22 protein-coding genes and 1 pseudogene are annotated in these 25,361 nt (G+C 70.3%); 9 read left to right on the top strand and 14 right to left on the bottom strand.

Features of this window, described 5'->3' with window-relative positions; translation table 11 throughout:
* Window positions 1-15: 15 nt before the first annotated feature.
* Window positions 16-1,017: a phosphotransferase gene (locus tag ASF21_RS16265; protein ID WP_082471161.1), complete on the top strand. Its 1,002-nt coding sequence runs from the start codon at window positions 16-18 to the stop codon at window positions 1,015-1,017.
* A gap of 159 nt (window positions 1,018-1,176) precedes the next feature.
* The gene (locus ASF21_RS01830; protein ID WP_235498621.1) at window positions 1,177-2,643 is read left to right on the top strand and encodes a glycoside hydrolase family 43 protein; all 1,467 of its coding nucleotides are present in this window, start codon (window positions 1,177-1,179) and stop codon (window positions 2,641-2,643) included.
* A 241-nt stretch (window positions 2,644-2,884) separates the two neighbouring features.
* Here the strand turns inward: ASF21_RS01830 and ASF21_RS01835 are convergent, their stop codons facing one another.
* From ASF21_RS01835 to ASF21_RS01855, 5 genes are all read right to left on the bottom strand, one after another.
* The gene (locus ASF21_RS01835; protein WP_235498622.1) at window positions 2,885-3,730 is read right to left on the bottom strand and encodes a glycerophosphodiester phosphodiesterase family protein; all 846 of its coding nucleotides are present in this window, start codon (window positions 3,728-3,730) and stop codon (window positions 2,885-2,887) included.
* Window positions 3,708-4,517 (bottom strand): HAD family hydrolase, encoded by an 810-nt coding sequence (locus tag ASF21_RS01840; protein ID WP_055765996.1) that lies wholly within the window; start codon window positions 4,515-4,517, stop codon window positions 3,708-3,710. The genes ASF21_RS01835 and ASF21_RS01840 overlap by 23 nt, the downstream gene beginning before the upstream one ends.
* 134 nt (window positions 4,518-4,651) lie before the next feature.
* The gene (locus ASF21_RS01845) at window positions 4,652-5,179 is read right to left on the bottom strand and encodes a YbhB/YbcL family Raf kinase inhibitor-like protein (protein WP_055765999.1); all 528 of its coding nucleotides are present in this window, start codon (window positions 5,177-5,179) and stop codon (window positions 4,652-4,654) included.
* A 45-nt stretch (window positions 5,180-5,224) separates the two neighbouring features.
* The gene (locus ASF21_RS01850) at window positions 5,225-6,145 is read right to left on the bottom strand and encodes a carbohydrate kinase family protein (RefSeq protein ID WP_055766002.1); all 921 of its coding nucleotides are present in this window, start codon (window positions 6,143-6,145) and stop codon (window positions 5,225-5,227) included.
* Between the two features lie 177 nt (window positions 6,146-6,322).
* Complete coding sequence (locus ASF21_RS01855; protein ID WP_055766007.1) at window positions 6,323-6,805, bottom strand: PGPGW domain-containing protein; 483 nt, start codon at window positions 6,803-6,805, stop codon at window positions 6,323-6,325.
* A gap of 162 nt (window positions 6,806-6,967) precedes the next feature.
* Between ASF21_RS01855 and ASF21_RS01860 the strand changes: the two genes are divergently transcribed.
* The 3 genes from ASF21_RS01860 to ASF21_RS01870 are packed head-to-tail and all read left to right on the top strand — an operon-like array spanning window position 6,968 to window position 9,376.
* Window positions 6,968-7,945, top strand: a complete 978-nt coding sequence (locus tag ASF21_RS01860; protein WP_055766010.1) for a ring-cleaving dioxygenase — start codon at window positions 6,968-6,970, stop codon at window positions 7,943-7,945.
* An 8-nt stretch (window positions 7,946-7,953) separates the two neighbouring features.
* Window positions 7,954-8,595, top strand: coding sequence for an alpha/beta hydrolase (locus ASF21_RS01865; RefSeq protein ID WP_055766013.1), 642 nt, complete (start codon window positions 7,954-7,956; stop codon window positions 8,593-8,595).
* Window positions 8,588-9,376, top strand: coding sequence for an isocitrate lyase/PEP mutase family protein (locus tag ASF21_RS01870; protein WP_055766016.1), 789 nt, complete (start codon window positions 8,588-8,590; stop codon window positions 9,374-9,376). The genes ASF21_RS01865 and ASF21_RS01870 overlap by 8 nt, the downstream gene beginning before the upstream one ends.
* 60 nt (window positions 9,377-9,436) lie before the next feature.
* Here ASF21_RS01870 and ASF21_RS01875 read toward each other — a convergent pair whose 3' ends face one another.
* Window positions 9,437-10,222 carry an alpha/beta hydrolase gene (locus tag ASF21_RS01875; protein WP_414826611.1) on the bottom strand — a complete coding sequence of 262 codons (786 nt, stop codon included), beginning with the start codon at window positions 10,220-10,222 and terminating at the stop codon, window positions 9,437-9,439.
* A 149-nt stretch (window positions 10,223-10,371) separates the two neighbouring features.
* On the opposite strand from ASF21_RS01875, the gene ASF21_RS01880 reads away from it, so the two are divergent.
* On the top strand, window positions 10,372-11,481 hold the full coding sequence (locus ASF21_RS01880) for a GTP pyrophosphokinase family protein (protein WP_055766018.1): 1,110 nt from the start codon (window positions 10,372-10,374) through the stop codon (window positions 11,479-11,481).
* 31 nt (window positions 11,482-11,512) lie between these two features.
* On the opposite strand, the gene ASF21_RS01885 is transcribed toward ASF21_RS01880, so the two are convergent.
* From ASF21_RS01885 to ASF21_RS01895, 3 genes are read right to left on the bottom strand one after another with little or no spacing between them, the layout of a single operon-like run.
* A complete protein-coding gene (locus ASF21_RS01885) occupies window positions 11,513-13,024 on the bottom strand; it encodes a carboxyl transferase domain-containing protein (protein ID WP_055766020.1) in 1,512 nt (503 codons plus the stop codon).
* Window positions 13,021-14,244 (bottom strand): CaiB/BaiF CoA transferase family protein, encoded by a 1,224-nt coding sequence (locus ASF21_RS01890; RefSeq protein ID WP_055766024.1) that lies wholly within the window; start codon window positions 14,242-14,244, stop codon window positions 13,021-13,023. The genes ASF21_RS01885 and ASF21_RS01890 overlap by 4 nt, the downstream gene beginning before the upstream one ends.
* A gap of 40 nt (window positions 14,245-14,284) precedes the next feature.
* Complete coding sequence (locus tag ASF21_RS01895; protein WP_055766027.1) at window positions 14,285-15,649, bottom strand: SLC13 family permease; 1,365 nt, start codon at window positions 15,647-15,649, stop codon at window positions 14,285-14,287.
* 139 nt (window positions 15,650-15,788) lie between these two features.
* On the opposite strand from ASF21_RS01895, the gene ASF21_RS01900 reads away from it, so the two are divergent.
* Window positions 15,789-16,490 (top strand): FadR/GntR family transcriptional regulator, encoded by a 702-nt coding sequence (locus tag ASF21_RS01900; RefSeq protein WP_055766030.1) that lies wholly within the window; start codon window positions 15,789-15,791, stop codon window positions 16,488-16,490.
* 188 nt (window positions 16,491-16,678) lie between these two features.
* Here ASF21_RS01900 and ASF21_RS01905 read toward each other — a convergent pair whose 3' ends face one another.
* The 4 genes and pseudogenes from ASF21_RS01905 to ASF21_RS01920 form a co-directional block, all read right to left on the bottom strand.
* The gene (locus ASF21_RS01905) at window positions 16,679-17,143 is read right to left on the bottom strand and encodes an SRPBCC family protein (RefSeq protein WP_055766033.1); all 465 of its coding nucleotides are present in this window, start codon (window positions 17,141-17,143) and stop codon (window positions 16,679-16,681) included.
* A gap of 34 nt (window positions 17,144-17,177) precedes the next feature.
* Window positions 17,178-19,580: pseudogene (locus ASF21_RS01910) on the bottom strand (phosphoketolase); the annotation flags it as partial.
* A 30-nt stretch (window positions 19,581-19,610) separates the two neighbouring features.
* A complete protein-coding gene (locus ASF21_RS01915; protein ID WP_055766039.1) occupies window positions 19,611-22,109 on the bottom strand; it encodes an ATP-dependent DNA ligase in 2,499 nt (832 codons plus the stop codon).
* Window positions 22,110-22,191: 82 nt separating this feature from the next.
* On the bottom strand, window positions 22,192-22,680 hold the full coding sequence (locus ASF21_RS01920; protein WP_055766042.1) for an SRPBCC domain-containing protein: 489 nt from the start codon (window positions 22,678-22,680) through the stop codon (window positions 22,192-22,194).
* Window positions 22,681-22,749: 69 nt separating this feature from the next.
* Here ASF21_RS01920 and ASF21_RS01925 point away from each other — a divergent pair, with 69 nt between their 5' ends.
* Both ASF21_RS01925 and ASF21_RS01930 read left to right on the top strand, forming a co-directional pair.
* A complete protein-coding gene (locus ASF21_RS01925) occupies window positions 22,750-23,586 on the top strand; it encodes a Ku protein (protein ID WP_055766044.1) in 837 nt (278 codons plus the stop codon).
* Window positions 23,586-23,834, top strand: coding sequence for a hypothetical protein (locus ASF21_RS01930; protein WP_055766047.1), 249 nt, complete (start codon window positions 23,586-23,588; stop codon window positions 23,832-23,834). Before ASF21_RS01925 ends, ASF21_RS01930 begins: the two co-directional genes overlap by 1 nt.
* Window positions 23,835-23,850: 16 nt before the next feature.
* Here ASF21_RS01930 and nhaA read toward each other — a convergent pair whose 3' ends face one another.
* Window positions 23,851-25,284, bottom strand: coding sequence for a Na+/H+ antiporter NhaA (nhaA, locus tag ASF21_RS01935; protein ID WP_055766050.1), 1,434 nt, complete (start codon window positions 25,282-25,284; stop codon window positions 23,851-23,853).
* Between the last annotated feature and the right edge of the window lie 77 nt (window positions 25,285-25,361).

Genomic DNA, 25,361 nt, shown 5'->3' on the forward strand with positions numbered 1-25,361 from the left:
GGCAGAATCACAGGCATGAACAATCCGCGTGCCGTCTGGGCCTCGCCGGAATGGCGGCAGCAGGCGGACCAGTGGATCGACCTCGTCCTCGGGTCCTTCGGCGTCACGCGCCTCGGGCCCACGGAGCAGCCGCGCATCCGGTTCTGGTCCACCCAGCTGACCGTACCCACCGACCACGGCAGGCTGTGGTTCAAGGAGAACAACCTCGGCCAGTTCGCGGAGGCCTCCATCATGTCGCTCCTCGGCGAACTGGCCCCGGACCACGTGGCGGCGCCCCTCGCCATCGAACCGTCACGCGGTTGGCTGTTGACGGCCGACCACGGGGCCACGCTGGACAGCGTCGGGTCCGACGACGCGTCCGTGTGGGCACGGATCACCGGTGACTTCGCGGGCCTCCAGCAGGCTGTCGCCCCGCACGGGGAGCGGCTGTCCCAGGCGGGCCTCGTCGTCATGAACCCGGACGTCGCCTCGAACTTCGTGGAGAACCAGCTCCTCCTCCACACCGGCCTGCCGCCCGAGCACCCCCTGTACCTCGGACCGGAGGAGGCCGACGACGTCGTGCGCCGGCTGCCCGCCATCGAGGAGGCGGTCGAGGTACTGCGCGGCGTCGGCGTCCCGCTCTCCCTCGACCACAACGACCTGCACGCGAGGAACTGCTTCCTGCCCGGATCCAGTACCGACCCCCTGCGGTTCTTCGACTTCGCGGACGCCTACTGGGCGCATCCCTTCAGTGCCCTGCTGGTCCCCGTCACGCAGATGCGGGAGCAGTGGAGCACGACGGCGGACGACCCCCGGATCCTCGCCGTCATCGATGCGTACCTCGACCACTGGACGTCCTACGCCCCCCTGTCCGAGCTGCGCACCGCCGTCGAACCCGCGCTCAGACTGGGCCGCGTGCATCGCTACGGTTCCTGGCTCCGCCTGCTCGTGTACGCCGACGACGACTCGATGCGCGCCTATGCCCCCGCCGCGCTCCATTACCTGCGGACGCTGACGGACCCGGTCCTCACGACCTGATCAGCGGACAGGAGGAGGGGGCCGCTCCCTCCCGTCCTCGGCATAGGATCCTTGACTGCCAGCACCAGCTCGTGGCACTGTTCTACAACGATGTAGACAACGATGTAAACGGGCCGCGGACCGTCGGGCCCGTCCTCTCCCCGTCGAAAGGACCACGTGATGATGGCGTCACGTCCCGCACTCTGGTCGCGCCCCGCCAGTATCGTCGCCGTTCTGGCGCTCGCCCTGGCCGGCGCCGCGATGCCCGCCTCCGCAGGCCCCGAAGATCCTCCCGCCCCCGCCTCGCTCACCCGGCAGTCGGCCGCGGGCAGCCTCGATGACCTCGTGGGCGGCAAGTCCGTGGTCGGTGAGACCTCCCCCATCCACGACCCCGCCCTGATCATCGACGAGGACGGCACCTGGTACGTCTACTCCACCGGCCTGCTGGCCCGCGAGAACGGCGGCACCATCCAGATGTGGTCCTCGAAGGATGAGGGCACCACCTGGGAGTACCGCGGCACGGTGTGGGACGAGATCCCGGCCTGGATCGACGAGCGCTACGCAGGCGGTGTGCTCCCGGAGAACCTGTGGGCTCCGGAGATCTACGAGAACGACGGCACCTTCTACCTGTACTACTCGGCGTCACAGTTCGGCGGGAACAACTCCCTCACCGCCCTGGCGACGAACACCACCCTCGACCCAGAGGACCCGGACTACGAGTGGGTGGATCAGGGCCTCGTGGTCGATTCGCCGGTGGAGGGACTCGATCCCGCCAACCCGGACAAGACCTTCAACGCCATCGACGCGGGGATCGTCGAGGACGCCGACGGCAAGCCCTTCATGTCCATCGGCTCCTTCTGGTACGGCATCTTCCTGGTCCCGCTCGAGTGGCCGAGCGGCAAGCCCGTGGAGGACTGGCAGTCGCAGACGGTCAACCTCGCGGATCGCTTCATCCCCGGCAACCCGATCGAAGCGCCGTACATCACGCACCGCGACGGCTACTACTACCTCTTCACCTCCTTCGACTTCTGCTGCCGTGGGGCCGACTCCACCTACAAGATCGCCGTGGGCCGCTCGGAGTCCATCACGGGGCCCTACCTGGACAGGGAGGGCCGGGACATGGCCGGCGGGGGTGGCACCATCCTGATGGAATCGCACGGCGCCATGAACGGACTCGGCGGCCAGTCCGTGTTCGAGGACTACCTCGCCTTCCACTACTACGACCGGAACAACGCGGCGGCACCCTACATCCCGACGCTCGGGCTGCAGAAGATGGGCTGGGAGGACGGCTGGCCCACGGTGGATCAGACCGTCGAGGTGCCGGAGCTCGCGTCCCTGCCGGTCGACGTCACCGTGCGCGACGGCCACAAGGCCCGGCTCACGGCGAGCGCCGTGGGCACGCCCGAACCGGTGGCCGTCTGGGAGAGCTCCGACGACGACGGCGTGACGTGGCAGCCGGCGGACGTCACGCAGAGCGCGGAACGCGACGACGACGGCACCTTCACCTCGACGGCCGAGGTGAAGAAGGCGCGCACCGCCGACGACGGACGCCTGTTCCGGGCGACCTTCTCGAACGCCCATGGAACGGCCACCACCGAGCCCGTGGAACTGAGCGTCGACGCAAAGCCCGGCAAGGGCCGAACCTAGACTCCTGCGGCGCCCGCGCGACGGGCGCCGCAGGCACCAGGCTCGGTGCATCGACGGTGGGCGCGATACCCCGCTGATGCACCGATACCGAGGGAGCCCGGTTGCGGGAGTGGCCGCGACCGGGCTCCCGCATGTCGCCCCCTTACCTCCCGGAGGGTCAGCGCGTCCTGCGCTCCCGCACCCGCCGGACGTGCGCTGCGACGGAAGGTGCAGCAGCCACGGTGGCTCTCGGGTCGGGCTGCTACGGGAGCCCGGCGTCGGGCGCTGTCGCGGCCTGCGGCCACGAGGAGCGGGCATCCAGGCAGGCGGCGAGGACGTCGGCGGCATCGGACACCAGCCCGTCGACGCCGAGGTCCAGCAGCCGGTCCATGTCCTCCCGACCGTTGATCGTCCAGACATGCACCTGCAGGCCGGCGGCGTGGCACGCCGCGACGAACCGGCGGGTCACCACGCGGATGCCCCGGTAGGTCTCCGGGACCTGGAGCGCCTGCACCCCGGCACGGCGCGCGACCATCCCGACGAGCCCGACCGGCGCCAGCAGCTTCACCAGCACATTCACGAGCATGCCCGCGGAGGACGCCGTCGGCCTGGCGAGGAGCCGCAGCACACGCCGGCGGCGGCGGTCGGAGAAGGACGCCACGAGGATGCGGTCGTGCGCGTCCAGGCGATCGACGAGCTCGGCGAGGGGGCGGATGCAGTCGTCGCTCTTGACGTCGATGTTCAGGCGGAGCTGCGGCCAGCGCGCGAGGACCTCCTCGAGCGCGGGGATGCCCCCGTGTCCCTGGACCTGGAGCTGCCGGAGCTCCTCGGCCGTGCGGTCCGCGATCGGCCCGTGGGCGCCGGTCACCCGGTCCAGGTGCTCGTCGTGGAAGACCATGACCACGCCGTCCCGCGACGCCCGGACGTCGATCTCGAGGTGGGCGAATCCCAGGGCGACGGACCGCTCGAAGGCAGCGAGCGTGTTCTCGCCGCCGTCGGGCGCGAAGCCGCGGTGCGAGAGGGCGATCGGCCGGGGCCGTCCGGAGGGTCCGGGCGGAGTGTCGAGGTAGGGGTAACGGCGGGTCTCAGGCCGTCCGGAGTGCCGCAAGCCTCTCCTCCAGCACCTGGGCCACGCCGTCCTCGTCGAACGGTGGTGCCACCAGGTTGGCCGCCGCCAGCGCATCCGGGTGCCCGGAGGCCATGGCATAGCCGGACCCTGCCCAGTCGAGCATCTGGATGTCGTTGGGCATGTCCCCGAACGCGACGACGTCCGCCGCGTCGATGCCGCGCTCGGCCGCGTACCGGGCGAGCGTGACGGACTTGTTGATCTCGGGTACGGCCATCTCGAGCAGGGCGACGGTGGGCGCGGAGTGCGTCGTCGAGACCAGGTGGGCGACGGCCGGCCGGACTGCGGCGAGGAAGGCGTCCGGTGAGATGTCCTTCTCGCGGGCCAGGAACTTCACGATCTGCTCGCCCGGCAGCGACTCCTCGAAGGGCTGGGCGGTGATACCGCCGAGGAGCTCCGAGGTGGCCTCGTCCGCGAAGCCCGTCTCCACCTTGAAGCCGGCGACGGTCTCCGCGGCGAAGGTCGCGGCGGGGAAGAGCCCGCGGATGATGTCCCGCGCGGCGTAGATGTCCTCCGGGTCCAGCAGGGTCGCCTCGAGGACGCACTCGCCCTCGAGATCGTAGGTGAGCGCGCCGTTCGAGCAGATCACGGTCCCCGTGTGACCGAGCTGGTCCTTGAGGGGCTGCAGCCACCGGGGCGGCCGCCCCGTCACGAAGACGACGTCGACGCCGGACTCCGCGCAGGCCCGGAACGCCCGGATGGTGCGTTCGCTCATTCTGCCGTCGTTCCCCACGACGGTACCGTCCATATCGCTCGCCACGAGGCGCATCGGTGACTCCTTCGGTTCTGCTCCCACCCTACCGGCGCGGAAGGGGCCCATCCCCGGCCGTTCGACGCGGGTGGCGCCCGACGGGCGGGACGGCCGCTCCCGGCGTCGTCCCCGCTCCTCGGGAAGGACGGCTGCTACTGCTCGAACGTGCCGACCAGCCGGGCACGACCGATGGCGTGCGAGAACAGGGTGAAGCCGAGGTACGCCGGCGTCGCGTCGGCGGCGATCTCGAGCGTCTCGACGTCCACCGCGTGCACCACCACGTGGTAGTGGTGCGGACCGTGCCCGGCAGGAGGTGCGGCACCCACGAAGCCGGCGAACCCGCCGTCGTTCCGCAACTGCACGGCGCCCTCGGGCAGCAGGCCGGACCCGTCCGTGCCGGCACCGGCCGGGAGGAAGGTAGTGCTCAGGGGCAGGTTGGCCACTGCCCAGTGCCAGAAACCGCTGGCGGTCGGGGCGTCGGGATCGTAGACGGTGACGGCGAAGCTCTTCGTGCCGTCGGGGAAGCCGCTCCAGCTGAGCTGCGGGGACCGGTCCTCGCCGCCTGCGCCCATCATGCCGGATGCCTGCGCCGCGTCGAGGGGCGCGTCGTGCGTGATGTCCTCGCTCGTGAGCTCGAACTCGGGGATCTGCGGAAGGTCTGCGTACGGGTCGCGGGTCATCGCTGTGCTCCTCTGGTGATCGGTCGGGTAGGGGCCGCCTCCGGCTCAGGGCTGCGCCATCTCGTGCCGCGACGGCGGGTTGGCGCCCGCTCGCGACACGGTGATCGCAGCGGCCCGCGCCGCGTACTGCAGCATGCCGGTGAGCTGCCCGAGGTTCATTCGTCGCAGCTCGTCCCGGCGATGGGCGCCGTCGAGCTCGAGGTCCACGAGCGCCCCGAGCAGCGCCGCCATGAAGGAATCCCCCGCGCCCACGCTGTCCACCACGCTCGTCGACGGCGCCGGCACCGAGACCTCGCCGGCGCGGCACACGCCCCACGGTCCCTTCGAGCCCCGGGTCACGACGACGACGGCGGCGCCGGTCTCCAGCCAGGCCCGGGCCGATGCCTCGGGCGTCCGGCCGGGATAGAGCCAGGCGAGGTCCTCGTCGGACGCCTTCACGACGTCGGCGAGCGCCACGAAGGTCTCGGCCTGCTCGCGCGCGACGACGGCGTCGCGGATGATGGTCGGCCTGCAGTTGGGGTCGTAGGTGACCGTGACCAGCGGGTGCGCCGCGGTGACCAGTGCCAGGACGTCCGTGGCCCCGGGCGCGAGCATCGTGGCGATGGAGCCGGTGTGCAGCAGGCTCGTCCCGTCGAGCAGGCTGTCCTTCCGGTCCGCGAGTCCCGGCAGGTCCCAGATGAGCTGGAAGTCGTAGGATGCACCGCCCGCCGGATCGAGCCGGGCGGTGGCGACGCTGGTGGGGTGGGCATCCGGGCCGACAGGGAAGGGCACCGAGTTGTCGCGGAGGTGCTGCTGGATCATCCGCCCGTACTCGTCGTCGCCGAATCGCCCCACGAACTGGGCGGGGTGACCGAGCCGGGCGAGGCCCACGGCCACGTTCATCGGACTGCCGCCGACGTGCGCGCGCATGGAGGCGGTGTCGCTGACGACTTCGTCGATGAGGGTTTCCCCGATCACGGTGAGCACGGGTTCAACGTACCAGCCACGGCATGCCCACTGCCCGGAGTTCCTGAATCACCCGTGGAACCTCCCGGACCCGGCCCCTGATCCTTGGCACCCTGGAACATCGCCGTGGTCACGGGGATGAGGCCGGTGATCGGCGCACCGCTGCCCTTCATCGCCTACGGCGGCTCCTCGATGGGGCTAGTCCGTCCTGGCCCGCAGGACCCGCTGGGTCGCCGGGACCGGCTTCCCGCGGAACCGCCGCACGCTGTAGGCGATGAGCGCGAGGGCGATCACGGAGGACACGACGAGGCTGATGCCCGTCCCCGATCCACCGAACAGCCACCACTTGTCCTCGAAGAACCACCATCCCGGGACGGGGACCTGAAGGATCCACACGATGCCGAGGCTCATGATCACGAGGGCACTGGCGCAGCTGGCCGCGATGCGGGGGATGGTCTTCACGCCCAGCGCTGCGGCGTGGAACGCGTTGGCCTTCAGCGGCTTCAGGTAGCGGCGAGCCCAGTGGTACTGCTGCGACAGGACGGCGAGGCCCGCGGCGAGGAGCAGCAGACCCGGCCCGGGCAGGACGAGCGCGGCGATCCCGAGTACCACGAGGGTCCAGCCGACCACCTCGATCACGGTGCGGCGGACCCAGCCCGGGACCCGCTCTTTCGCTGCCATGGACACAGGATGACACAGGTAGCTGGGCACTGACGACGGACAGCAGGCTGCCTAACCGGCACCACCCCCGCCAGGCGAACAGCACGGGAACAATCGGCGAGATACATGCGTTTGCATGGACATACCGGCGCATGTCGACCGGCCCGAACCTAGGAGGACAGTGTGACTGCTCGAACCGAAGGCCTTCACCACGTCACCGCGATCGCCGGTGACCCGCAGAAGAACATCGACTTCTACATCAGGGGGCTGGGGCTGCGGCTGGTCAAGAAGACCGTCAACTTCGACGATCCCGGCACCTACCACCTCTACTACGGCGACGAGTCCGGCAGGCCCGGTTCGCTCCTCACGTTCTTCCCCTGGCAGGGGATCCGCAGCGGACGCGTGGGCAGCGGGCAGTCGACCACCACGGCGTTCTCCGTGCCGCAGGGCACACTCGGCTGGTGGCAGGAGCACTTCAAGGCCATCGACGTCGAGTCGACCATCTCGCGGGCCTCGTCCGAGGAGGAGCGCCTCTCCCTGCGTGACCCGGACGGCCTCCAGATCGACCTCGTCGCCTCCTCCCTCGCGGATCCGCGCGATCCCTGGGACTCGAAGTCCGTCCCGGCCGAGTACGCCGTGCGCGGCCAGCACTCGTCGGTCCTGACCGTGCAGGACCCGACGGGCACGCTCGAGACGCTCACGCATGACCTCGGGATGAGGATCCTGTCCGAGAAGGACGGCCGCTACCGCCTCAGCACCCACGACGGCGAACCCGGGACCGTCGTCGACGTCGTCACCGATACCCGCGGCGAGCGCGGCCTCGTGGCCGGCGGCACCGTCCACCACATCGCCTTCCGTGTTCCCGACCAGGCGACGCAGGAGATGTGGCGCCAGGAGCTGGCCGAGCGCGGCTACGGCGTGACGGCCATCCTCGACCGCCAGTACTTCACCTCGATCTACTTCCGCGAACCCGGGGGGACGCTGCTGGAGATCGCCACCGACACACCGGGGTTCGACATCGACGAACCGCTACTGGAACTGGGACGCTCCCTCAAGCTCCCGCCGTGGCTCGAGCCCAACCGCGAGGCCATCTCGCACGCCGTCGCGAAGATCGACGTGCCCGGCGAGAACAACCCCGCCGTCCAGGCCTTCTTCAAGTAGGGGGATCCATGACCACGACCCACGCCTGGCCGCACCTGTTCCACGAGGGAGCGGCAGACACCCCGGTGCTGCTGCTCCTGCACGGAACGGGCGGCACGGAACACGATCTCCTGCCCCTCGCCGAGCGCCTCGCGCCCGGCGCGGGATACCTCGCCCCGCGCGGACCCGTCCGGGAACACGGCATGAACCGGTGGTTCCGCCGCTTCGGCGAAGGGGTCTTCGACGTCGACGACGTCGTGCTGCGCGCCGGCGAGCTCGCAGCGTTCATCGGCTGGGCCCGCGAGCACTACGCGCTCGGGGACCGCCGGCTCATCGCCGTCGGCTTCTCGAACGGCGCGAACATCGCGCTCGCCACGGCCCTGCTCCACCCGGGAATGGTGGCCGACGCCGTCGCGTTCTCAGGGATGTACCCGCTGGAGGGACGCAGCATCGACACGGACCTGTCCGGGTCGTCGATCGCCCTCTTCAACGGCTCGGCAGACGCCATGGCGCCCCTGGACAGTGCGGTCCGCGTGGGATCGATCCTCGAGAGCCGCGGCGCCGAAGTACGCCGGAACGTCCGCGAAGGCGGGCACGGCATCCACCCCACCGAGGTCGACGGCGCAGCCGCCTGGATCACCTCGCTCACCCGGAAGGTCACCCATGACTGAAGCACCCAGCGCCCTGTCCGCCAAGGCCACGGCACTCGCCAGCCTGCACTCCGCCCCCGAGATCCTGCAGGTGGTCAACGTGTGGGACGTGATCAGCGCGAAGACCATCGCGGACATCCCGGGAACCACGGCCCTGGCGACGGCCAGCCACTCCATCGCGGCCTCGCTCGGCTACGAGGACGGCGAGAACATCCCCGTGGAGGAGATGATCGCCGCCGTCGGCCGGATCGCCGCCGCCACCGACCTGCCGGTCTCGGCGGACCTGGAATCGGGGTACGGCGATCCCGGGGACACCGTCCGCCGGGCGATCGCCGTCGGGATCGTGGGCGCGAACATCGAGGACCAGATGCGTCCCCTCGCCGACGCCGTCGCGCAGATGGAAGCCGTCATCGCAGCCGGCCGCGCCGAGGGCATCGACTTCGTGCTGAACGCCCGCACCGATGCCTTCGTGAAGGCCGGCGACCGCGACCCCGCCGAGGTCCTGGCCGACGCGGTCGAGCGCGGCAAGGCCTACCTCGCGGTCGGTGCCACGAACGTCTTCGTGCCCGGGCTCCTGGACGAGCACGCCGTGACGACGCTCGTGGAGGCCTTCGGACCCCAGCGGCTCAGCGTCATCAACGTGCCGGGCAGCCTCGCGCCGTCACGCCTGCAGGAGCTCGGTGTCGCCCGGATCTCCTACGGTCCGTGGACGCAGCGCGTCGCGCTGACCGCCCTCGCGAACTCCGCGCGCGAGCTGCTCGCCGACGGTCAGCTGCCCGAGGGCACGCTGCCGCTCAACTAGGGCGCAGGTCCCACAGGACCCCGGTCCGCCTCCACCGGCGGGCCGGGGTCCTTCCGTCCCTCAGGTCCGCGGCAGCTGCGCGACGACGGCGTCCCACGCCTTCGAGCCCGGCGTGATGATCGCGAAGTGATCCCCCGGCACCATGACGAGGTCCGCGGTGCCGCCCGCCGCCGTCGCCGCCCGGACATAGGCCTCCGACTGACTGGACGGTACCGTGGTGTCCTTCCTGCCGTGGACGGCGACCACGGGCACGGGAAGCGGGACCGCCGACATCGGATCGGCGAGGCGGTAGCGCTCCGTGTCTTCCGGCTGGCCGAGCAGGTTCTCGACGGCGCCGTCGCTGAGCCCGAGGTCCCGGGCTGCGGCGAGGTCGAGCACCCCGGCCTGGCTGACGACGGCGGTGAGCGAGACCGTCGGTGTCCCCGCGCCGGGCGCACCCGCGGGAAGTCCCGCACGCCCGGCCGCCCACACCGCGAGGTGGCCGCCGGCGGAGTGGCCGAGGGCCGTCGTGGAGCCCAGGTCCAGGCCGTGCTCCGAAGCGGCGACCGCGAGATGGTCGATCCCCGCCGCGACGTCGTCGAACGTCTCCGGCCAGCCACCGCCGTTGCCCGCGCGGCGGTACTCCAGGTTCCAGCAGGCGTAGCCGCGGGTCACCAGGTCCTGGGCCAGCGGCTCGCCCAGCTCGGCGCCGTAGGTGGAACGCCAGTATCCTCCGTGGATGATGACGATCACCCCGGTCACCGTGGCACCGTCAGCCGGGAGATAGAGGTCGGCGAACTGGCTCGGATCACTCCCGTACGCGAAGCGCTGCGCAGTGACCGGTGGGATCTTCGGCCCGTTCCTGATGCCGCAGGCGGCGAGGACGCCCGCGGCGGCGGCCGCGAGGAGGGCGAGGACGGAGCGACGCCCCACAGGATCAACCGGATGCACAGGCGACAGCGTAACGGTCGGCCGGGTTGGCTACGATGAAGGCTCTCCTCGGAAAGGCATGGTGCATGGGCGCATGGGATGATCTCGACGAGCGGCTGCGGCCCGGGGTCGAGGCGCATACGCGCGAGTTCGAACGCGTGCGGCCAGCCCTGGACCGGGTCACCACCGCCATGCGGGACAGCATCGCGGCCATCTTCGAGGGCACCGACCTCAAGCCGCTGTTCGTCACGGCGCGCACCAAGACGGTCGAGTCCTTCCGCGACAAGGCCTCGCGCACCCTGCCCTCCACCGAGGTCGGCGCACCGCCGACCCTGGTGTTCCCGGATCCGATGCGCAACCTCACGGACCTCGTGGGCGTGCGGATCATCACCACGCTCCCGCACGAGGTGGACCTCGCCGCGAACCTGCTCAAGCGCCAGCGCAACGAGTTCGACTGCCGCGGTGACCGGGAGAAGGACATCGGCTCCATCGAGTCCGGCACCTACGGGTACTCGAGCCGCCACCTCATCATGCGCACCATCCACAATGACGTGGTGCGGGCCTTCCAGCAGGCCGTGGACCCCGAGACGAAGGCCGCCGGCAGCTACCTCTTCGAGGTGCAGGTCCGCACGGTCCTGGCCCACGCCTGGTCCGAGATCGAGCACGACATCCGCTTCAAGGCCTCCAACCCGAAGGCGTGGAGCCCCTACTTCGACCGGCAGTTCACCGGCACGGCGGCCATGCTCGAGACCGTCGAGTCCGCGTTCGCGGAACTGCACGAGCGCTACGAGACGGTGACCGGGTTCTGGGACGAGGACGGTGAGGGCAGCGCACCCCTGACCCCGAACCGGATCCGCGACATCTGGCAGACCCTGCTCCCCCACGTGGACCGGAAATCGGACGACAACTGGGGGTGGGCGGCAGAACTCCTGGCCGCGCACGGGCTGCGCACCACGCTGGAACTCGTCGCGCTGCTGCAGGCGGACACCATCACGACGGTGCGGAAAGCCCTCGACCACCGCTACTCCCCGGGCCCGGACCGCCTCCTGGACGACATGCTCCTGTGGCACTACGGCGAGCGCCACATCGAGCTCACCGCGGAGCCGAAGGATGCCGAGAGCACCTCCCGCCGCGACAGCCTGCAGCGCAGGCACCGCCAGATGGAGATCTACCGGGCCCAGCACCCGGGCGGTTAGGACCCTGCCGTCGCAGGGGGTCGGATGACGGTCAGCCGCCCCCTGCCCTGTACTTCCCGGCCCGCCGGCCCAGCCGGTCCTCCGTGGGCAGGCCCCTGACCCGCGCGAGCTCGTACTCGATCGCCCTGGCCATCCGCTCGCAGAACGCCCGGCCCTCCTCGGCCGCGTCCGGCCGCTCGTCCACCACGTGATCGACGACGCCCCGCTCCACGAGGACCGCGACCTTCACGCCCTGCGCCTCCGCCATCTCGGGAGCACGGTCCACCGTGCGGTGGACGATGGCGCTGGCCCCCTCGGGCGGCAGCGGCGAGAGCCAGGCGTGCTGGGCGGCGATGGTGCTGTCCGCGGGCAGCAGCGCGAGCGCCCCGCCACCGGCTCCCTGGCCGAGGAGCACCGAGACCGAGGGTGAGGCGAGGCCGATGAGGTCGTGGAGGGACCGCGCGATCTCCCCGGCGAGTCCGCCCTCCTCCGCCTCCCTCGAGAGATCGGCGCCGGCGGTGTCGATGACCGTGAGCAGGGGCAGCCCGAGTTCCTCGGCGAGCTTCATGCCGCGGCGCGCTTCCCGGAGCGACGCCGGACCCATGGCCGACTCGCCCTCCCGGCGCGGCCGCTGGTGCCCGAGGACGATGCAGGGCTGCTCGCCGAAGCGTGCCAGCGCCAGCAGCAGGCCCGGATCCTTCTCGCCCTGACCCGTGCCGTTGAGCGGGAGGACGTCCCGCGCTCCGTAGGCGAGCAGGCGGCGGAGATCCGGGCGCCGCCGGTTCCGCGAGATGAGGATGGACTCCCAGGCGGACTGCGCACCGGGGCGGACGGACGCCGTCGACGGCACGGCGGGAACCGCCGACGAGTCCGCGAGCAGCACGGTCAGGGCCGAATCCACGATGCCCGCGAGTTGTCCGGGCGGCACGACGGCGTCGATCAGTCCCTTGTCGAACAGGTTCTCCGCGGTCTGCACGTCCGGCGGGAACGGGGCGCCGTACAGTGCCTCGTACACGCGCGGTCCGAGGAAGCCGAGGAGCGCCCCGGGCTCGGCGACGGTGACGTGACCGAGCGATCCCCAGGACGCCATCACGCCGCCCGTCGTCGGATGCCGGAGGTAGACGAGGTAGGGCAGGCCCGCCTGGCGGTGGGCACGGACCGCACCGGTGATGTCCACCATCGAGAGGAACGCAGGGGTCCCCTCCTGCATGCGCGTCCCGCCCGAAGCGGGACCCGCGAGCAGCGGCAGGCCCTCCGCCGTCGCCCGCTGCACGGCAGCCGTGATGCGGTGTGCGGCCGCGCTCCCGATCGACCCGGCGAGGAAGGTGAACTCGGAGACGATGACGGCGACGCGCCGGCCGTGGATCAGCCCCTCCCCCGTGAGGACCGACTCGTCCGCGCCGCTCTTCTCGCGCGCCCGCCGCAGCTCCTCCGCGTAGCCCGCTCCCGCTCCCGGTGGGGGTCCCGTCACCGGCGCGTCCCAGGAGGTGAAGGATCCGGCGTCGAGCACCGCATCGATCAGTTCCCGCGCCGTGAGATGCGGTCGTCGGGTCTTTGCGCTCACGCCCGTGCGTCCTCCGCGACGGGGCGTGCGAGCCAGGCGCGGATCGCCTCGCCGTCGCCGTCGAGCAGTGGCGGTGCCGCGTGCTCCGTGAGCGTGGTCTCGACCGGTCCGTCGAAGAACCGCAGTGGCGCCCCGGGCAGGTCGATGTCCCCGAGCACGGGGTGCTGCACGGTGGTGAGGAGGCCCTGCGAGTGGACCTGCTCCCACGCGTACACCTCGTCGAGCGTGCGGACCTTCCCTGCGGGGATCCCCGCCGCGTTCAGCTTCTCGAGCAGCGGCTCCGCCTCGTAGGCGGAGAAGGCGTCCTCGATGACGCCGATCAGGAGGTCCCGGTGGCCCACGCGGTCCGCATTCGTCGCGAAGTCCGGCCTGGTGGCGTCGATGCCGAAGGCCGTGGTGAACGCCGCCCACAGCTTCTCGCTCCCCACGCTGATCTGCACCTTGCCGCCGCGGCAGCTGAAGAGTCCGTAGGGGGCGATCGACGGATGATGGTTGCCCTGTGCCTGCGGGACCTCGCCGGCCACGGTGGTCCGCGTGCCCTGGAAGGCGTGGACGCCGATGATCGAGGCGAGCAGTGACGTGCGCACCACCTGGCCACGGCCCGTCCGCTCGCGTTCGAGGAGGGCGGCGACCGCCCCGTACGCCCCGTACATGCCGGAGAGCAGGTCGGCGATGGGCACGCCGACCCGCTGCGGGTTCTCCGGGTCCGCCCCCGTGAGGGACATGAGCCCGGCCTCGCCCTGGACGATCTGGTCGTAGCCGCTGCGCTTCGCCTCCGGCCCGTCATGACCGAATCCGGTGATCGAGAGGATCACGAGGCCCGGGTTGAGCTCGAGCATCGCGTCCGTCGAGAACCCCAGACGGTCGAGCACTCCCGTCCGGAAGTTCTCGATCACCACATCGGCGCGCCGCAGCAGTTCCGTCAGGACCCCGCGTCCGTCGTCGCTCTTGAGGTCCAGCGCGATGGACTCCTTGTTGCGGTTGCAGGACAGGAAGTAGGTGGACTGGCGGTCGTCCTCGGGACCGACGAAGGGCGGACCCCAGCCCCGGGTGTCGTCGCCGGTTCCCGGCGTCTCGACCTTGATGACGCGTGCCCCGAGGTCGCCGAGCATCATGCCCGCGTGCGGTCCGGCGAGGGCCCGGCTGAGATCGACGACGAGGCGGCCGGCCAGCGGCCCGCCCCGTCCGGCGGCGTCGTGGGTGGTTGGGTCGGCGCTCATGGGAACCTCCGGGTCGGGGACGGGACGTGGACGGCGATGATCAGAGCCAGCCGGGCACCACGAGGACGAGCCAGGCGATGATCGGTCCGGCGACGACGACGATCGCGCCGTACCCGAGGATCTGCTTGTAGAAGCGGTCCTTGTCCGTCCCCTCCGGTGCGTTGGCCAGGACCAGCGCGCCGTTGGTGGAGAACGGCGAGACGTCGACGATCGTGGAGGACACCGCGAGGGCGCAGACGACGCCGACCGCACTCACGGCACCGGTCTCGAGGAATGGGATGGCCAGCGGGATCAGGGCGGCGAGGATCGCGGTCGACGACGCGAAGGCGGAGACCACGGCCCCGATGTAGCAGATGAGGAGTGCGGCGAGCAGCGGCGCTCCGAGGCCCGCGACACCGTCGGACACGTACTCGATCGTCCCGGCCTCGGTCAGGACGCCGACGAAGGTGAGCATCCCGCAGATGAGCAGCACGGTGGACCAGGCGATCTTGTTGACCGCTCCGCTCTGGGCCTTCGGCGAGATGAGGGCGAGGACCACGGCGATCGTGATGGCCACGAAGCCGACGTCGACCTTGAATCCGAGGGCGATCACGGCGAGGGCGATCAGGCCGAGGATGGTCATCGGCTGGGAGATGCGGTCCTCGCGCGACTTGGTGGCGACGACGCCGTCGCCCGCGGGATCACGAGGGCCGTACGTGCCGCTGCCCGTGCCCTTGTAGGCGACGTCCGCCCGGCGCATCCCGGGGCTCGCGCTGAAACGGGCCTCGGCGGCCTCCTCGACGAACTGGCCCATACGGGAGGTCAGGAGGCTGCGGCCGCCGAGGACGATGAACAGGACCACGGCGATCAGGAGGTTGAAGATGAAGCTGGAGAGGAAGACGGCCAGCGGGCTGGACTCGAATCCGGACTCGCCGACGATGTCGTTGACGATCACGCCGTATACCGCGATGGGCGAGAATCCGCCGGCCTGCGCGCCGTGCACGACCATCATGCCCATGAGCAGCGGGGAGATCTTGTGGCGGGCGGCGAAGCCCAGCGCCACGGGGGCCATGATGGCGACGGCGGCCGGGCCGAGCGCCCCCACCGCCGTGATCACGGCGGTGATGAGGAACATGACCCAGGGGATGAGCGCCACGCGGTTGCGGACCAGTTTGACGGCGGCGTTGACGAGCAGGTCGATGGTGCCGTTGTTCTGCGCGATCGCGAACAGGTAGGTGACCCCGACCAGGGTGAGGAACAGGCCGCCGGGGAACTCGGCGATGATGTCGTCGGTCTCCATGCCGAGGACGACGGCTCCCAGCAGGAAGGCTCCGACGAAGGCGAGGGCCCCCATGTTGATCGGGAGCAGGGTGGCTATCAGGAACATCGCCGCGAGGATGATGATCGATAGGAGCGGAGCGGACATCGTGATCCTCCAGCGTGCGACGGACGGGCGGGGTGTGACCTGTGGCACAGGATCACTGGCCTAGCCTGTAGGAGAGTGGGTGTCCCTGTCAATCACTGGCCGGTAGCATGAGCGCACCACTACCCCGGGGAGAGTCAGAATGAGCGACGCCGCCAGCCCGCAACCACTGGGGCGCCTGGCACGGCCGCGGCTGTACGAGCAACTCGTCGAACAGCTCCTGGGCTACATCGAATCGGCCAGACTCCAGCCCGGGGACCTGCTGCCGGCGGAACGGGACCTGGCCGAGCGGCTCGGCGTCTCCCGCGCCACCCTCGCGCAGGCGCTCGTGGCGCTCGAGGTGCTCGGCGTGATCGACGTCCAGCACGGCACCGGGGCGGTCCTGCGGCATCGTGCGAGCGTGGCCAGCGTCATCAAGGGCCTCCGGGAGCACCGGAGCAGGCTCCCCGACATCGTCGAGGCGCGCAGCACCCTCGAGGTGAAGCTCGCGGCCCTCGCCGCGGAACGGCGCACGGAGACGGACCTCGCCGCGATCGACGCCGCCCTGGCGGCCATGCAGGCGGAGATCGACGACGGCGACCGCGGCGCGCACGGGGACGAGCTCTTCCACCAGGCCGTCACGGCCGCGGCGCACTCCCCGGTCATGGCGCAACTCATGGCGTTCATCGGGGAGATGGTCCTGGAGACCCGCCTCGAGTCCCTCGCACAGCCGGGCCGGCCCGAGCAGTCGCTCGCCTCGCACCGGGGTATCGCCGATGCCATCCGGGCGCAGGACGCAGCCGCCGCAGCCGCGGCGATGCAGCGGCACATCGAGCTCGTCTCGGATGTCGCGCTGTTGAAATAGCGGAGACCTCGGGCTGGAAGCGGCCGCGGTCCGCACCGATGCCTCCAGCCGACATCCTGCCCCGGCGGATCGGTGGGCCGCTCGGGCCGGCGGACGCCGCTCGCTCGGGGCGATCGATGCCGACCCGCTCGCGACGGCGGCCGGCCCCCGGAAGGGGACCGGCCGCCGTCGTCCGTGCGGAGGGACGATCAGGCCTCGGAGACCTGCGCCGCGAGATTCGCGAGCGTACCCTCGAGGGCGTCCTGCGACACCGCGGGGAAGCCGATGGTCTTCAGCAGCTCCTTGTCGGTGACCGCGGACCAGTCGTAGGTGACCGAGACGTCCGTCGACCCGGGGCCGGTCGCCTCGAAGCGCCAGACCCACTCCCATCCCGGGGGCTCCTCACCCGCCGGCGCCGTCTTCCAGGCGAGGAGCTTGTTCTCGTCGTAGCCGATCACGTGGTTGTCCGTCTGGTAGTCGCCCCCCATCTTGTCCCACGTCTGGTTCATGGTGAACACCTGCCCGGAGCCGGTGATGCGGTCGGACTTGCTGTCCGACTGCACCATGCCGGACCCGTCGAGGGCCGCGTGATGCGCGGGGTCGGACAGGAAATGGAAGATGGTGCCGGCGGGTGCGTCGATGGTCCGGGTTGCGGAAATGCTCGTGTCGGTCATTCAGCGTGCTCCTTATCGTTGTGGGCGACGGGTTTTACTTCGCGTCGTCCGGCGAAGATTCGTCGAGCGTCCAGCCGGTGATGGACTCCAGGTCCTTCCCGGCGTCGCGCGTGTACTGCCAGGCACGCTGCCGCTGGTCCTGCAGGTCTTGGCGGAACCGCGCTTCGGTCGCTCCGAGGGTCGGCACGCGGTCGATCACGTCCATGGCCAGCTGGAACCGGTCGATCTGGTTCAGCATCGCCATGTCGAACGGCGTCGTCGTCGTGCCTTCCTCCTTATAGCCCCGAACGTGCAGGTTCGGGTGGTTGTTCCGCCGGTACGTGAGCCGGTGGATGAGCCAGGGATAGCCGTGGTAGGCGAAGATGACCGGTTTCGACGTGGTGAACAGGGTGTCGAACTCGCGTGCGGACAGGCCGTGCGGGTGCTCGGTGGAGTCCTGCAGGCGCATGAGGTCGACGACGTTGACCACGCGGATCTTCAGCCCGGGTATCCCTGCCGTCAGCAGGCCTGCCGCGGCGATCACCTCGAGGGTCGGGACGTCCCCGGCACAGCCGAGCACGACGTCGGGCTCCACCCCGGACTCCTCCGAGCCCGCGAAGTCCAGCACGCCGATGCCCCGCGTCACGTGCAGGCGCGCCTCCTCCGGCCCGAACCAGGTCGGCGTGGGCTGTTTTCCCGTCACGATCACGTTGATGGTGTCCCGGGCCTGCAGGCAGTGATCCGTGACCGCGAGCATGGTGTTCGCGTCCGGTGGCAGGTAGACGCGGATGACATCCGCCTTCTTGTTCACCACGTGGTCGATGAAACCCGGATCCTGGTGGGAGAACCCGTTGTGGTCCTGCTGCCAGACATGGCTCGAGAGCATGTACGTGAAGGACGCGATGGGCTGCCGCCAGGGGAGCTTCCTGTGGATCTCCAGCCATTTCGCGTACTGGTTGAACATCGAGTCGACGATGTGCACGAAGGCCTCGTAGCAGCTGAAGACGCCGTGCCGCCCGGTGAGGAGGTATCCCTCCAGCCAGCCCTGGCAGAGGTGCTCGCTGAGGACCTCCATGACACGACCGGAGCGGGCCAGATGCTCGTCGACGTCCTCGATCCGCGGCTGCCACACCTTGTCCGTCACCTCGTAGACCGCCGACAACCGGTTCGATGCCGTCTCGTCCGGCCCGAACAGGCGGAAGTTGTGCGGATTGCGCTCGATGATGTCGCGGAGGTAACCCCCCGCCGTGATCATGGGGCTCACCTTCTCGGAACCGGGGTGCGCGACCTCCACGGCGTGCTCCGCGTAGGCGGGCAGCACGAGGTCGCGGAGCAGGCGTCCACCGTTCGCGTAGGGTGTCGCGCTCATCCGCAGGTCACCGTCGGGAGCCAGGCGGGCGATCTCGGGCCGGAGCCCGCCCTCGTCCGTGAACAGGGATCCCGGATCGTAGGACCGCAGCCATTCCTCGAGCTGGTGCAGATGCTCCTCGTTGTCGTGGATCTCCGACAGGGGCACCTGGTGCGCCCGCCACGTCCCCTCGACGGGCTTGCCGTCCACCTCCGCCGGGCCGGTCCAGCCCTTCGGCGAACGCAGCACGATCATGGGCCAGCGCGCCGCCCCGGCGCCGCCTCCCGCGGGCGAGGTCCGTGCCCGCGCCTGGATGTCGTGGATCTCGTCGATGCACGTGTCGAGGACCGCCGCGAAGTCGCGGTGGGCCGCCTCGGTGGCCCGCGGATCAGAGACCGTGACGAAGTGCGGGTCGTACCCGTAGCCGTACATCAGCTGCCGCAGCTGCTCCTCCGGCATGCGGGCCAGGACCGTGGGGTTGGCGATCTTGTACCCGTTGAGGTGCAGGATCGGCAGGACGGCCCCGTCGACGGCCGGGTCCACGAAGCTGGTCGAGTGCCAGCTCGTCGCGAGGGGTCCCGTCTCGGCCTCGCCGTCGCCCACCACCGCCGCCGCGATCAGCGAGGGGTTGTCGAACACGGCCCCGTAGGCGTGTGCCAGGCTGTACCCGAGTTCGCCGCCCTCGTGGATGGAGCCGGGGGTCTCGGGCGCCGCGTGCGAGGGGATGCCGCCGGGATAGCTGAACTGCTTGAAGAGCGCGTTCAGGCCCGCGCCGTCGCTGCCGATGTTGCTGTAGATCTCGGAGTAGGTCCCCTCGAGCCACGCGTTCGCGACATTGGCGGGTCCGCCGTGGCCCGGGCCGGTGACGAACAGCATCTCCTGCCGCCGCTCCGCGATGACCCGGTTGAGGTGCGCGTAGACGAAGTTCAGTCCGGGGGTGGTGCCCCAGTGGCCCAGCAGTCGCGCCTTGACGTCCTCACCCACGAGCGGGCGCGTGAGCAGGGCGTTGTCCCGGAGGTAGATCTGACCCACCGAGACGTAGTTGGCGGCCCGCCACCAGGCGTCCAGTCCGTCGATATCAAGATGTGCCATGTATGCCTCCCTGGTTGTCCATGTCCTGGCCGTTCATGTCCCGGTCCCTCACAGTTCGACGACGACGTCGGACGGCGTCTTGTCCGGTCGCCAGCCACGCCACACGGGGTGCCGCAGGCGCCCCGTGCCCGTGTGCTCGCTGTACTGCACCTCGCCGACCAGCGACGGCCGGACCCAGTGGGCGTCGGACGCATCCGCACCGGGGACGTCACCCAGCGGTGCGGTCTTCCGCGCGAGCTTCTTCAGGCGTGCACCGACCTCCGCGAGGTCCCGCTCGGTCAGGCCGGAACCGACCCGGCCGACATAGCGCAGGTCCACGCCGTCGGGCACGGCGACGAGGAGCGAGCCGACCTTCGACGCGCGATTGCCCTTGCCCGGCCGCCAGCCCACCACGACGACCTCCTGCGTGTGCAGGTGCTTGATCTTGACCCACGACGACGATCGTGCCCCGGGCTGGTAGTCGCTCGTGAGGCGCTTGGCCATGATGCCCTCGAGGCCGAGCCGGCGGCTCGCCCCGACCGCCTCCTCGAGGGTGGCGTCGATCGCGGGCGGCACCTGCACGTGGCCGTCGTCCGCCGCGTCGACGGCCTTCTCGAGTAGTTCGCGCCGCTGGCAGTACTGCAGTCCGGTGAGGTCGTTGCCGTCGAGCCGGAGCAGGTCGAAGAGCATGAACCGCACGGGGGTCCGGGTGCGCACCGCGTCGATCTCGGCCCGGCGCGTGAGCTTCATGCGCGTCTGCAGCAACCCGAAATCGGGCCTGCCCCTGGCGTCCAGCACGACGATCTCGCCGTCGAGCACCGCATCCCCGGCGCTCAGGAGCTCCGGGAGGTCAGCGAGTTCCGGGTAGGTGGCCGTCGTGTCGATGCCGTTGCGGCTCGTGAGCGTGACGGTCCCGCCGCTGACCGTGGCGATGCACCGGACGCCGTCCCACTTCATCTCGTACGCCCACTGGTCCGGCTCGGGGATCGAGTGCTCCGACCCGAGGGTGGCGAGCATCGGCCGGACCAGGGCGGACCCGGTGGCCCCGGTGGACCCGGCGGACCCCGCAGGCTTCGCGGGACCGCCGGCATCGCCACTGCCCGCCGGTCCGCGCTCCGCGGCTGCATGGACGTCCTCGGGCTGCTCCTTCATGAGGTGCATGAGCCAGGTGCTCTTGCCGTTCGCCCCGCCGCCGGTGTTGATCAGGGCGTACCGGCGGATGGCGGTGCCTCCGCGCGCCAGGCCGCCGTCCGGCCTGCCGTACAGGGTGCAGATGACCTCCTTGCCGTCGCGCCATTTCTCCAGGTCATAGGTGCCCGCATCCCAGATGGTGACTTCTCCGCCACCGTATTCCCCCTTCGGAATAGTCCCCTCGAAGGAGCCGTAGTCCAGCGGATGGTCCTCCGTCTGGACGGCGAGGTGGTTCCTGCTGGGCGTCAGGGGCGGTCCCTTCGGGACGGCCCAGGAGACCAGGACGCCGTCGCGCTCGAGCCGGACGTCGTAGTGCAGGCGCCGCGCATGGTGCTCCTGGATGACGAAGCTGTTCCCGCCCGCCGGCGCAACGGTGTCCGGCACGGGCTCGGGCGTCTTCGTGGCGTCCCGCATGGCGCGGTAGGTGGACAGGCGGTCGGACGGCGGCGCGGCGGCACCACCGCCGGGCGCCGGCAGTGCGGTGGTGGCCGGGGCGAGGACATCGCCCAGCCGCGTGACGCGCTCCATGACCTCGCGGTAGTCCAGCTGGTCCAGGCCCGCTCCCTCGATCTCGTCCCAGGTGCGGGGTGCTGCGACCGTCGGCTCGAACCGTCCCCGCAGGGAGTAGGGGCTCACGGTGGTCTTGTTCGCGTTGTTCTGGCTCCAGTCCACGAGGACCTTGCCCGCGCGCAGCGCCTTCTTCATGTCGCTGACCGCGAGGTCCGGATGGTCGGCCTCCAGTGCACGCGCCAGTTCGTGGGCGACGGCGGACACCTGCTCGGAGGTCTGCCGTCCGTCGAGCGCACTGTAGAGGTGGATGCCCTTGGAGCCGCTCGTGACCGGGAAGGGCTCGAGCCCCATGTCCTGCAGGATGGTGCGGGCCATGAGCGCCACCTCGGCGCACTCGGCGAGTCCGGCACCGGGGCCGGGGTCGAGGTCCAGGACCAGGCGGTCGGCGTTGCCCTTCCCGCCGTCGGGCCCGAAACGCCACTGCGGGACATGGATCTCGATCGCCGCGATCTGTCCCAGCCAGGTCAGCGTCGCGAGGTCGTCCACCATCGGATAGACGTTGACGTGATCCTTGTGCTGGATGGCGTTCCGCGGCACCCAGGCGGGCGCGTTGTCGTCGATGTTCTTCTGGAAGAAGACCTGGCCGGGTTCCTCGGGAGTGCCCACACCGTGCACCCAGCGCTTGCGGGTGACCGGTCGATGGCCGGCGTGATGGATGACCTGCGGGGCGACCGCCGCGTAGTACGCGAGGACGTCCGCCTTCGTGGTGCCCGTTGCCGGGTAGAGCACCTTGTCGAGGTTGGAGAGCCGGAGGGTGCGCCCTTCCACGGTGACGGTCTGCTGCCGTGCGGAGCGTGGAGGAGCCATTCACCCAGTCTTGACCGGATGCCCGTGGTATTCCACTACCAATCAGCAGCACGGGGCAGGCAGGACCCCGCACGCCTGTCCGTCACGCGAACTGCTCGCGGTACCGCTCCACGTAGACGTCCCACAGCGCCGGGTTCTGTCCGAGGTTGCGCTTGTTCAGGAAATCGTCGAGCCCGGCGATGGTCAGGTGCCAGCCGGCGGCCATGGTCGCGGCATGGCGGGGGCTGCCCGGAGTCAGCAGGAGCACGAGCTGCGCCCCGTTGTCGCCGGTGCGGGCGAGCTCCCAGCGCAGCGTGTCCCGCTCCCACGTGTAGGCGAGGACGGAGGGCCGTTCGGCTTCCAGCACCGTCCCGCGCAGCGGCTTCTGGTCCGCGTACCGGAAGAGGATCTCCTCGTCCTTCTTCGGCTCGAACTCCATCTCGCAGGGGAACCAGTACTTCAACTTGCCCTCGTCCGTCAGGTGCTTCCACAGGACGGTCGGCGGGAACGCGAACTGGAACTCCAGCCGCAGCACCGTCCCGCCGTCGTCCGTGGTGGTCTTGCTGACGATGGGCTCTACGGTCTCGGTCACCCCACAAGTCTAGAGGGGGGCGGGCCGCACGGTCTGGTCCGGTAAGCCTGCTTGGTGTTCACTTGGACCATGAGAGCCATCTGGAAGGGTGCGGTCGCGTTCGGCCTCGTCAACGTGCCGGTGAAGGTGTACAGCGCCACCGAGGACCACGACATCTCCCTGCACCAGGTGCATGACAAGGACGGCGGGCGGATCCGCTACCAGCGGCGCTGCGAGGTCTGCGGCGAGGTGGTCGACTTCAAGCACATCGACAAGGCGTACGACGACGGCGAGCACACCGTCGTGCTGACCGACGAGGACCTCGCGTCCCTGCCGGTGGAGCGCAGCCGTGAGATCGAGGTCGTGGAGTTCGTACCGAGCGACCAGGTCGATCCGATCATGCTGGACCGCGCCTACTACCTCGAGCCCGACAGCACCTCCACCAAGGCCTACGTCCTGCTGCGCCGCACCCTCCAGGAGACGGACCGGACGGCGATCGTGCAGTTCTCGCTCCGGCAGAAGAGCCGCCTCGCGGCCCTGCGCGTGCGCGGCGACGTCCTGATGCTGCAGACCCTGCTGTGGGACGACGAGGTGCGTGAGGCGTCCTTCCCGGCCCTCGAGGAGAAGGTCCGCATCTCGGCCAAGGAGAAGGAGATGTCCGCAGCACTCGTCGACTCCTTCTCCACCGACTTCGATCCGGAGAACTTCACCGACGACTACCAGGTCCAGTTGCGCACCCTGATCGACGCGAAGATCGAGAAGGGTGACACCCTCGACACCGAGGAGACCTTCGGCAGGAGCGAGGAGGAGGACGACGGCGACAACGTCCTCGACCTCATGGAAGCCCTCCGCCGCAGCGTCGAGAAGAACCGCGAGAAGAAGGCCGACGCCAAGAAGGCGTCCGCCACGAGGAAGAAGGGCGCGTGATGGGATTCTTCACCGACAGCCTCGGACGCCAGACCATCGCCCAGAAGCCGAACGCGCCGATCCTCGGCTGGGCCCTGCTGGGAGCGGCGTCGTTCATGGCACTCGAGGAGCAGAACCGCGAGCGCCTGCGCACGGCGAGCGCCGTCTGCCTCGCGGTGTGGGCGGTCCTCGAGGTCGTGTCCGGGCAGAGTGGCTTCCGTCGCAGCGCAGGTGCCCTGACGCTGTCCTGGCTGTGGCGGAAGCCCTGAGGCCGCTCAGGGACTGCTAGCGCCCCTCGTAGACATCCGGCACGCCGTCCTGATCGGCGTCGATCCTGTCCTGCTCCTCGATCTCGCGGTATCTGGCGTTCCGTCGTCGCAGCAGGACGGCCGCCGTGAGCGCCGCGACGAGGGATCCGGCCAGGATGGCGACCTTCGCGTGGTCGTCCTCCGGCGTGCCCTGCCCGAACCCCAGTTCGCTGATGAGCAGCGAGACGGTGAAGCCGACGCCCGCGAGGAGCGCGACGCCGATGATGTCCACCCACGCCAGGTCCGGGTCGAGGCTGGCCTTCGTGGTCTTCGTGACGGCGACGGTGGCGAGCAGGATGCCCACCGGCTTGCCGATCACCAGGGCCACCATGATGCCGACGGCGATGGGATCCGTGATCGCGCTGACCAGACCCTCCATGCCCCCGATGGCCACTCCTGCACTGAAGAACGCGAAGACCGGCACGGCGAACCCCGCTGACAGGGGCCGGATGCGGTGCTCGAGGGTGTCCGCGAGACCGTCCGGTGCGACGTCGTGCGCCTGGAGCGGCCCGTCGTCGTCGTGCCCGGCCAGCGGGCGCACCTCGACGGCGTCCCCGCCGTGCGCTCCGGCCGTGCCGACCCCGGCCCCCTTCGGCAGGACGGGGATGGCGAACCCGAGGAGCACACCGGCCACGGTGGCGTGCACGCCGGACTCGTGCACGAGCGCCCACACCACGAAGCCGAGGGGCAGGAGGATGAGCCAGGGCGCCCAGGCCCTGCGCTGGAAGAACGTCGGAAAGCGCTGCGCGAGGAAGGCGTAGAGGGCCAGCGGGACGATGGCGATGAGCAACGGAGGAGCCTGGATGTCCTCCGAGTAGAAGAACGCGATGATGCTGATCGCCATGAGGTCGTCCACGACGGCGAGCGTGAGGAGGAAGATCCGCAGCGAGCTCGGCAGGAACGAGCCGACGACGGCGAGCACCGCGACGGCGAACGCGATGTCCGTCGCGGTGGGGATGGCCCAGCCGCGCAGGGCTTCGGGGCCGGCGGTGGCGGTGATGGCCACGTAGACGAGTGCGGGGACGATGACGCCGCCCGCGGCGGCCGCGACCGGGACGATCGCGCGGTCGAACTTCCGGAGGTCGCCGGCGACGAACTCGCGCTTCAGTTCGAGCCCTGCCAGGAAGAAGAAGATCGCGAGCAGGCCGTCCGCCGCCCAGGTGCCGACGCTGAGCCGGAGGTGCCAGGGTTCGTAGCCGAAGCTGTAGTCGCGCACCGAGAAGTAGGTGTCCGCGGCAGGCGAATTGGCGAGGATCAGTGCCAGGACGGTGGCCAGGAGCAGGAGTGCCCCGCCGACCGTCTCCTTGCGCAGGATCGTCGAGATGCGCAGGTGTTCCGGGTAGCTGCTGCGGGAGAAGACGTGGCTGCCGGGCGGCGCCGGATGCTGCGGGGAAGCTGGCTGGTCGTTCACCGGGGGTCCTTCGATCGGGCACGCTCCTGGGAGCGCCGACCAGACTTCCCGGCTCACCAGAGCTACCAGCCTATCGG

This window comes from Arthrobacter sp. Leaf234, assembly GCF_001422665.1.
Classification (GTDB): Bacteria; Actinomycetota; Actinomycetes; order Actinomycetales; family Micrococcaceae; genus Arthrobacter_D.

Bases quoted from the DNA above. Each gene is read 5' to 3' on its own strand.
- ASF21_RS16265 (WP_082471161.1), top strand. From the start codon at position 16: ATGAACAATCCGCGTGCCGTCTGGGCCTCGCCGGAATGGCGGCAGCAG.
- ASF21_RS01830 (WP_235498621.1), top strand. From the start codon at position 1,177: ATGATGGCGTCACGTCCCGCACTCTGGTCGCGCCCCGCCAGTATCGTC.
- ASF21_RS01840 (WP_055765996.1), bottom strand. From the start codon at position 4,517: ATGCGCCTCGTGGCGAGCGATATGGACGGTACCGTCGTGGGGAACGAC.
- ASF21_RS01845 (WP_055765999.1), bottom strand. From the start codon at position 5,179: ATGACCCGCGACCCGTACGCAGACCTTCCGCAGATCCCCGAGTTCGAG.
- ASF21_RS01855 (WP_055766007.1), bottom strand. From the start codon at position 6,805: ATGGCAGCGAAAGAGCGGGTCCCGGGCTGGGTCCGCCGCACCGTGATC.
- ASF21_RS01865 (WP_055766013.1), top strand. From the start codon at position 7,954: ATGACCACGACCCACGCCTGGCCGCACCTGTTCCACGAGGGAGCGGCA.
- ASF21_RS01870 (WP_055766016.1), top strand. From the start codon at position 8,588: ATGACTGAAGCACCCAGCGCCCTGTCCGCCAAGGCCACGGCACTCGCC.
- ASF21_RS01880 (WP_055766018.1), top strand. From the start codon at position 10,372: ATGGGCGCATGGGATGATCTCGACGAGCGGCTGCGGCCCGGGGTCGAG.
- ASF21_RS01890 (WP_055766024.1), bottom strand. From the start codon at position 14,244: ATGAGCGCCGACCCAACCACCCACGACGCCGCCGGACGGGGCGGGCCG.
- ASF21_RS01895 (WP_055766027.1), bottom strand. From the start codon at position 15,649: ATGTCCGCTCCGCTCCTATCGATCATCATCCTCGCGGCGATGTTCCTG.
- ASF21_RS01900 (WP_055766030.1), top strand. From the start codon at position 15,789: ATGAGCGACGCCGCCAGCCCGCAACCACTGGGGCGCCTGGCACGGCCG.
- ASF21_RS01905 (WP_055766033.1), bottom strand. From the start codon at position 17,143: ATGACCGACACGAGCATTTCCGCAACCCGGACCATCGACGCACCCGCC.
- ASF21_RS01915 (WP_055766039.1), bottom strand. From the start codon at position 22,109: ATGGCTCCTCCACGCTCCGCACGGCAGCAGACCGTCACCGTGGAAGGG.
- ASF21_RS01925 (WP_055766044.1), top strand. From the start codon at position 22,750: ATGAGAGCCATCTGGAAGGGTGCGGTCGCGTTCGGCCTCGTCAACGTG.
- ASF21_RS01930 (WP_055766047.1), top strand. From the start codon at position 23,586: ATGGGATTCTTCACCGACAGCCTCGGACGCCAGACCATCGCCCAGAAG.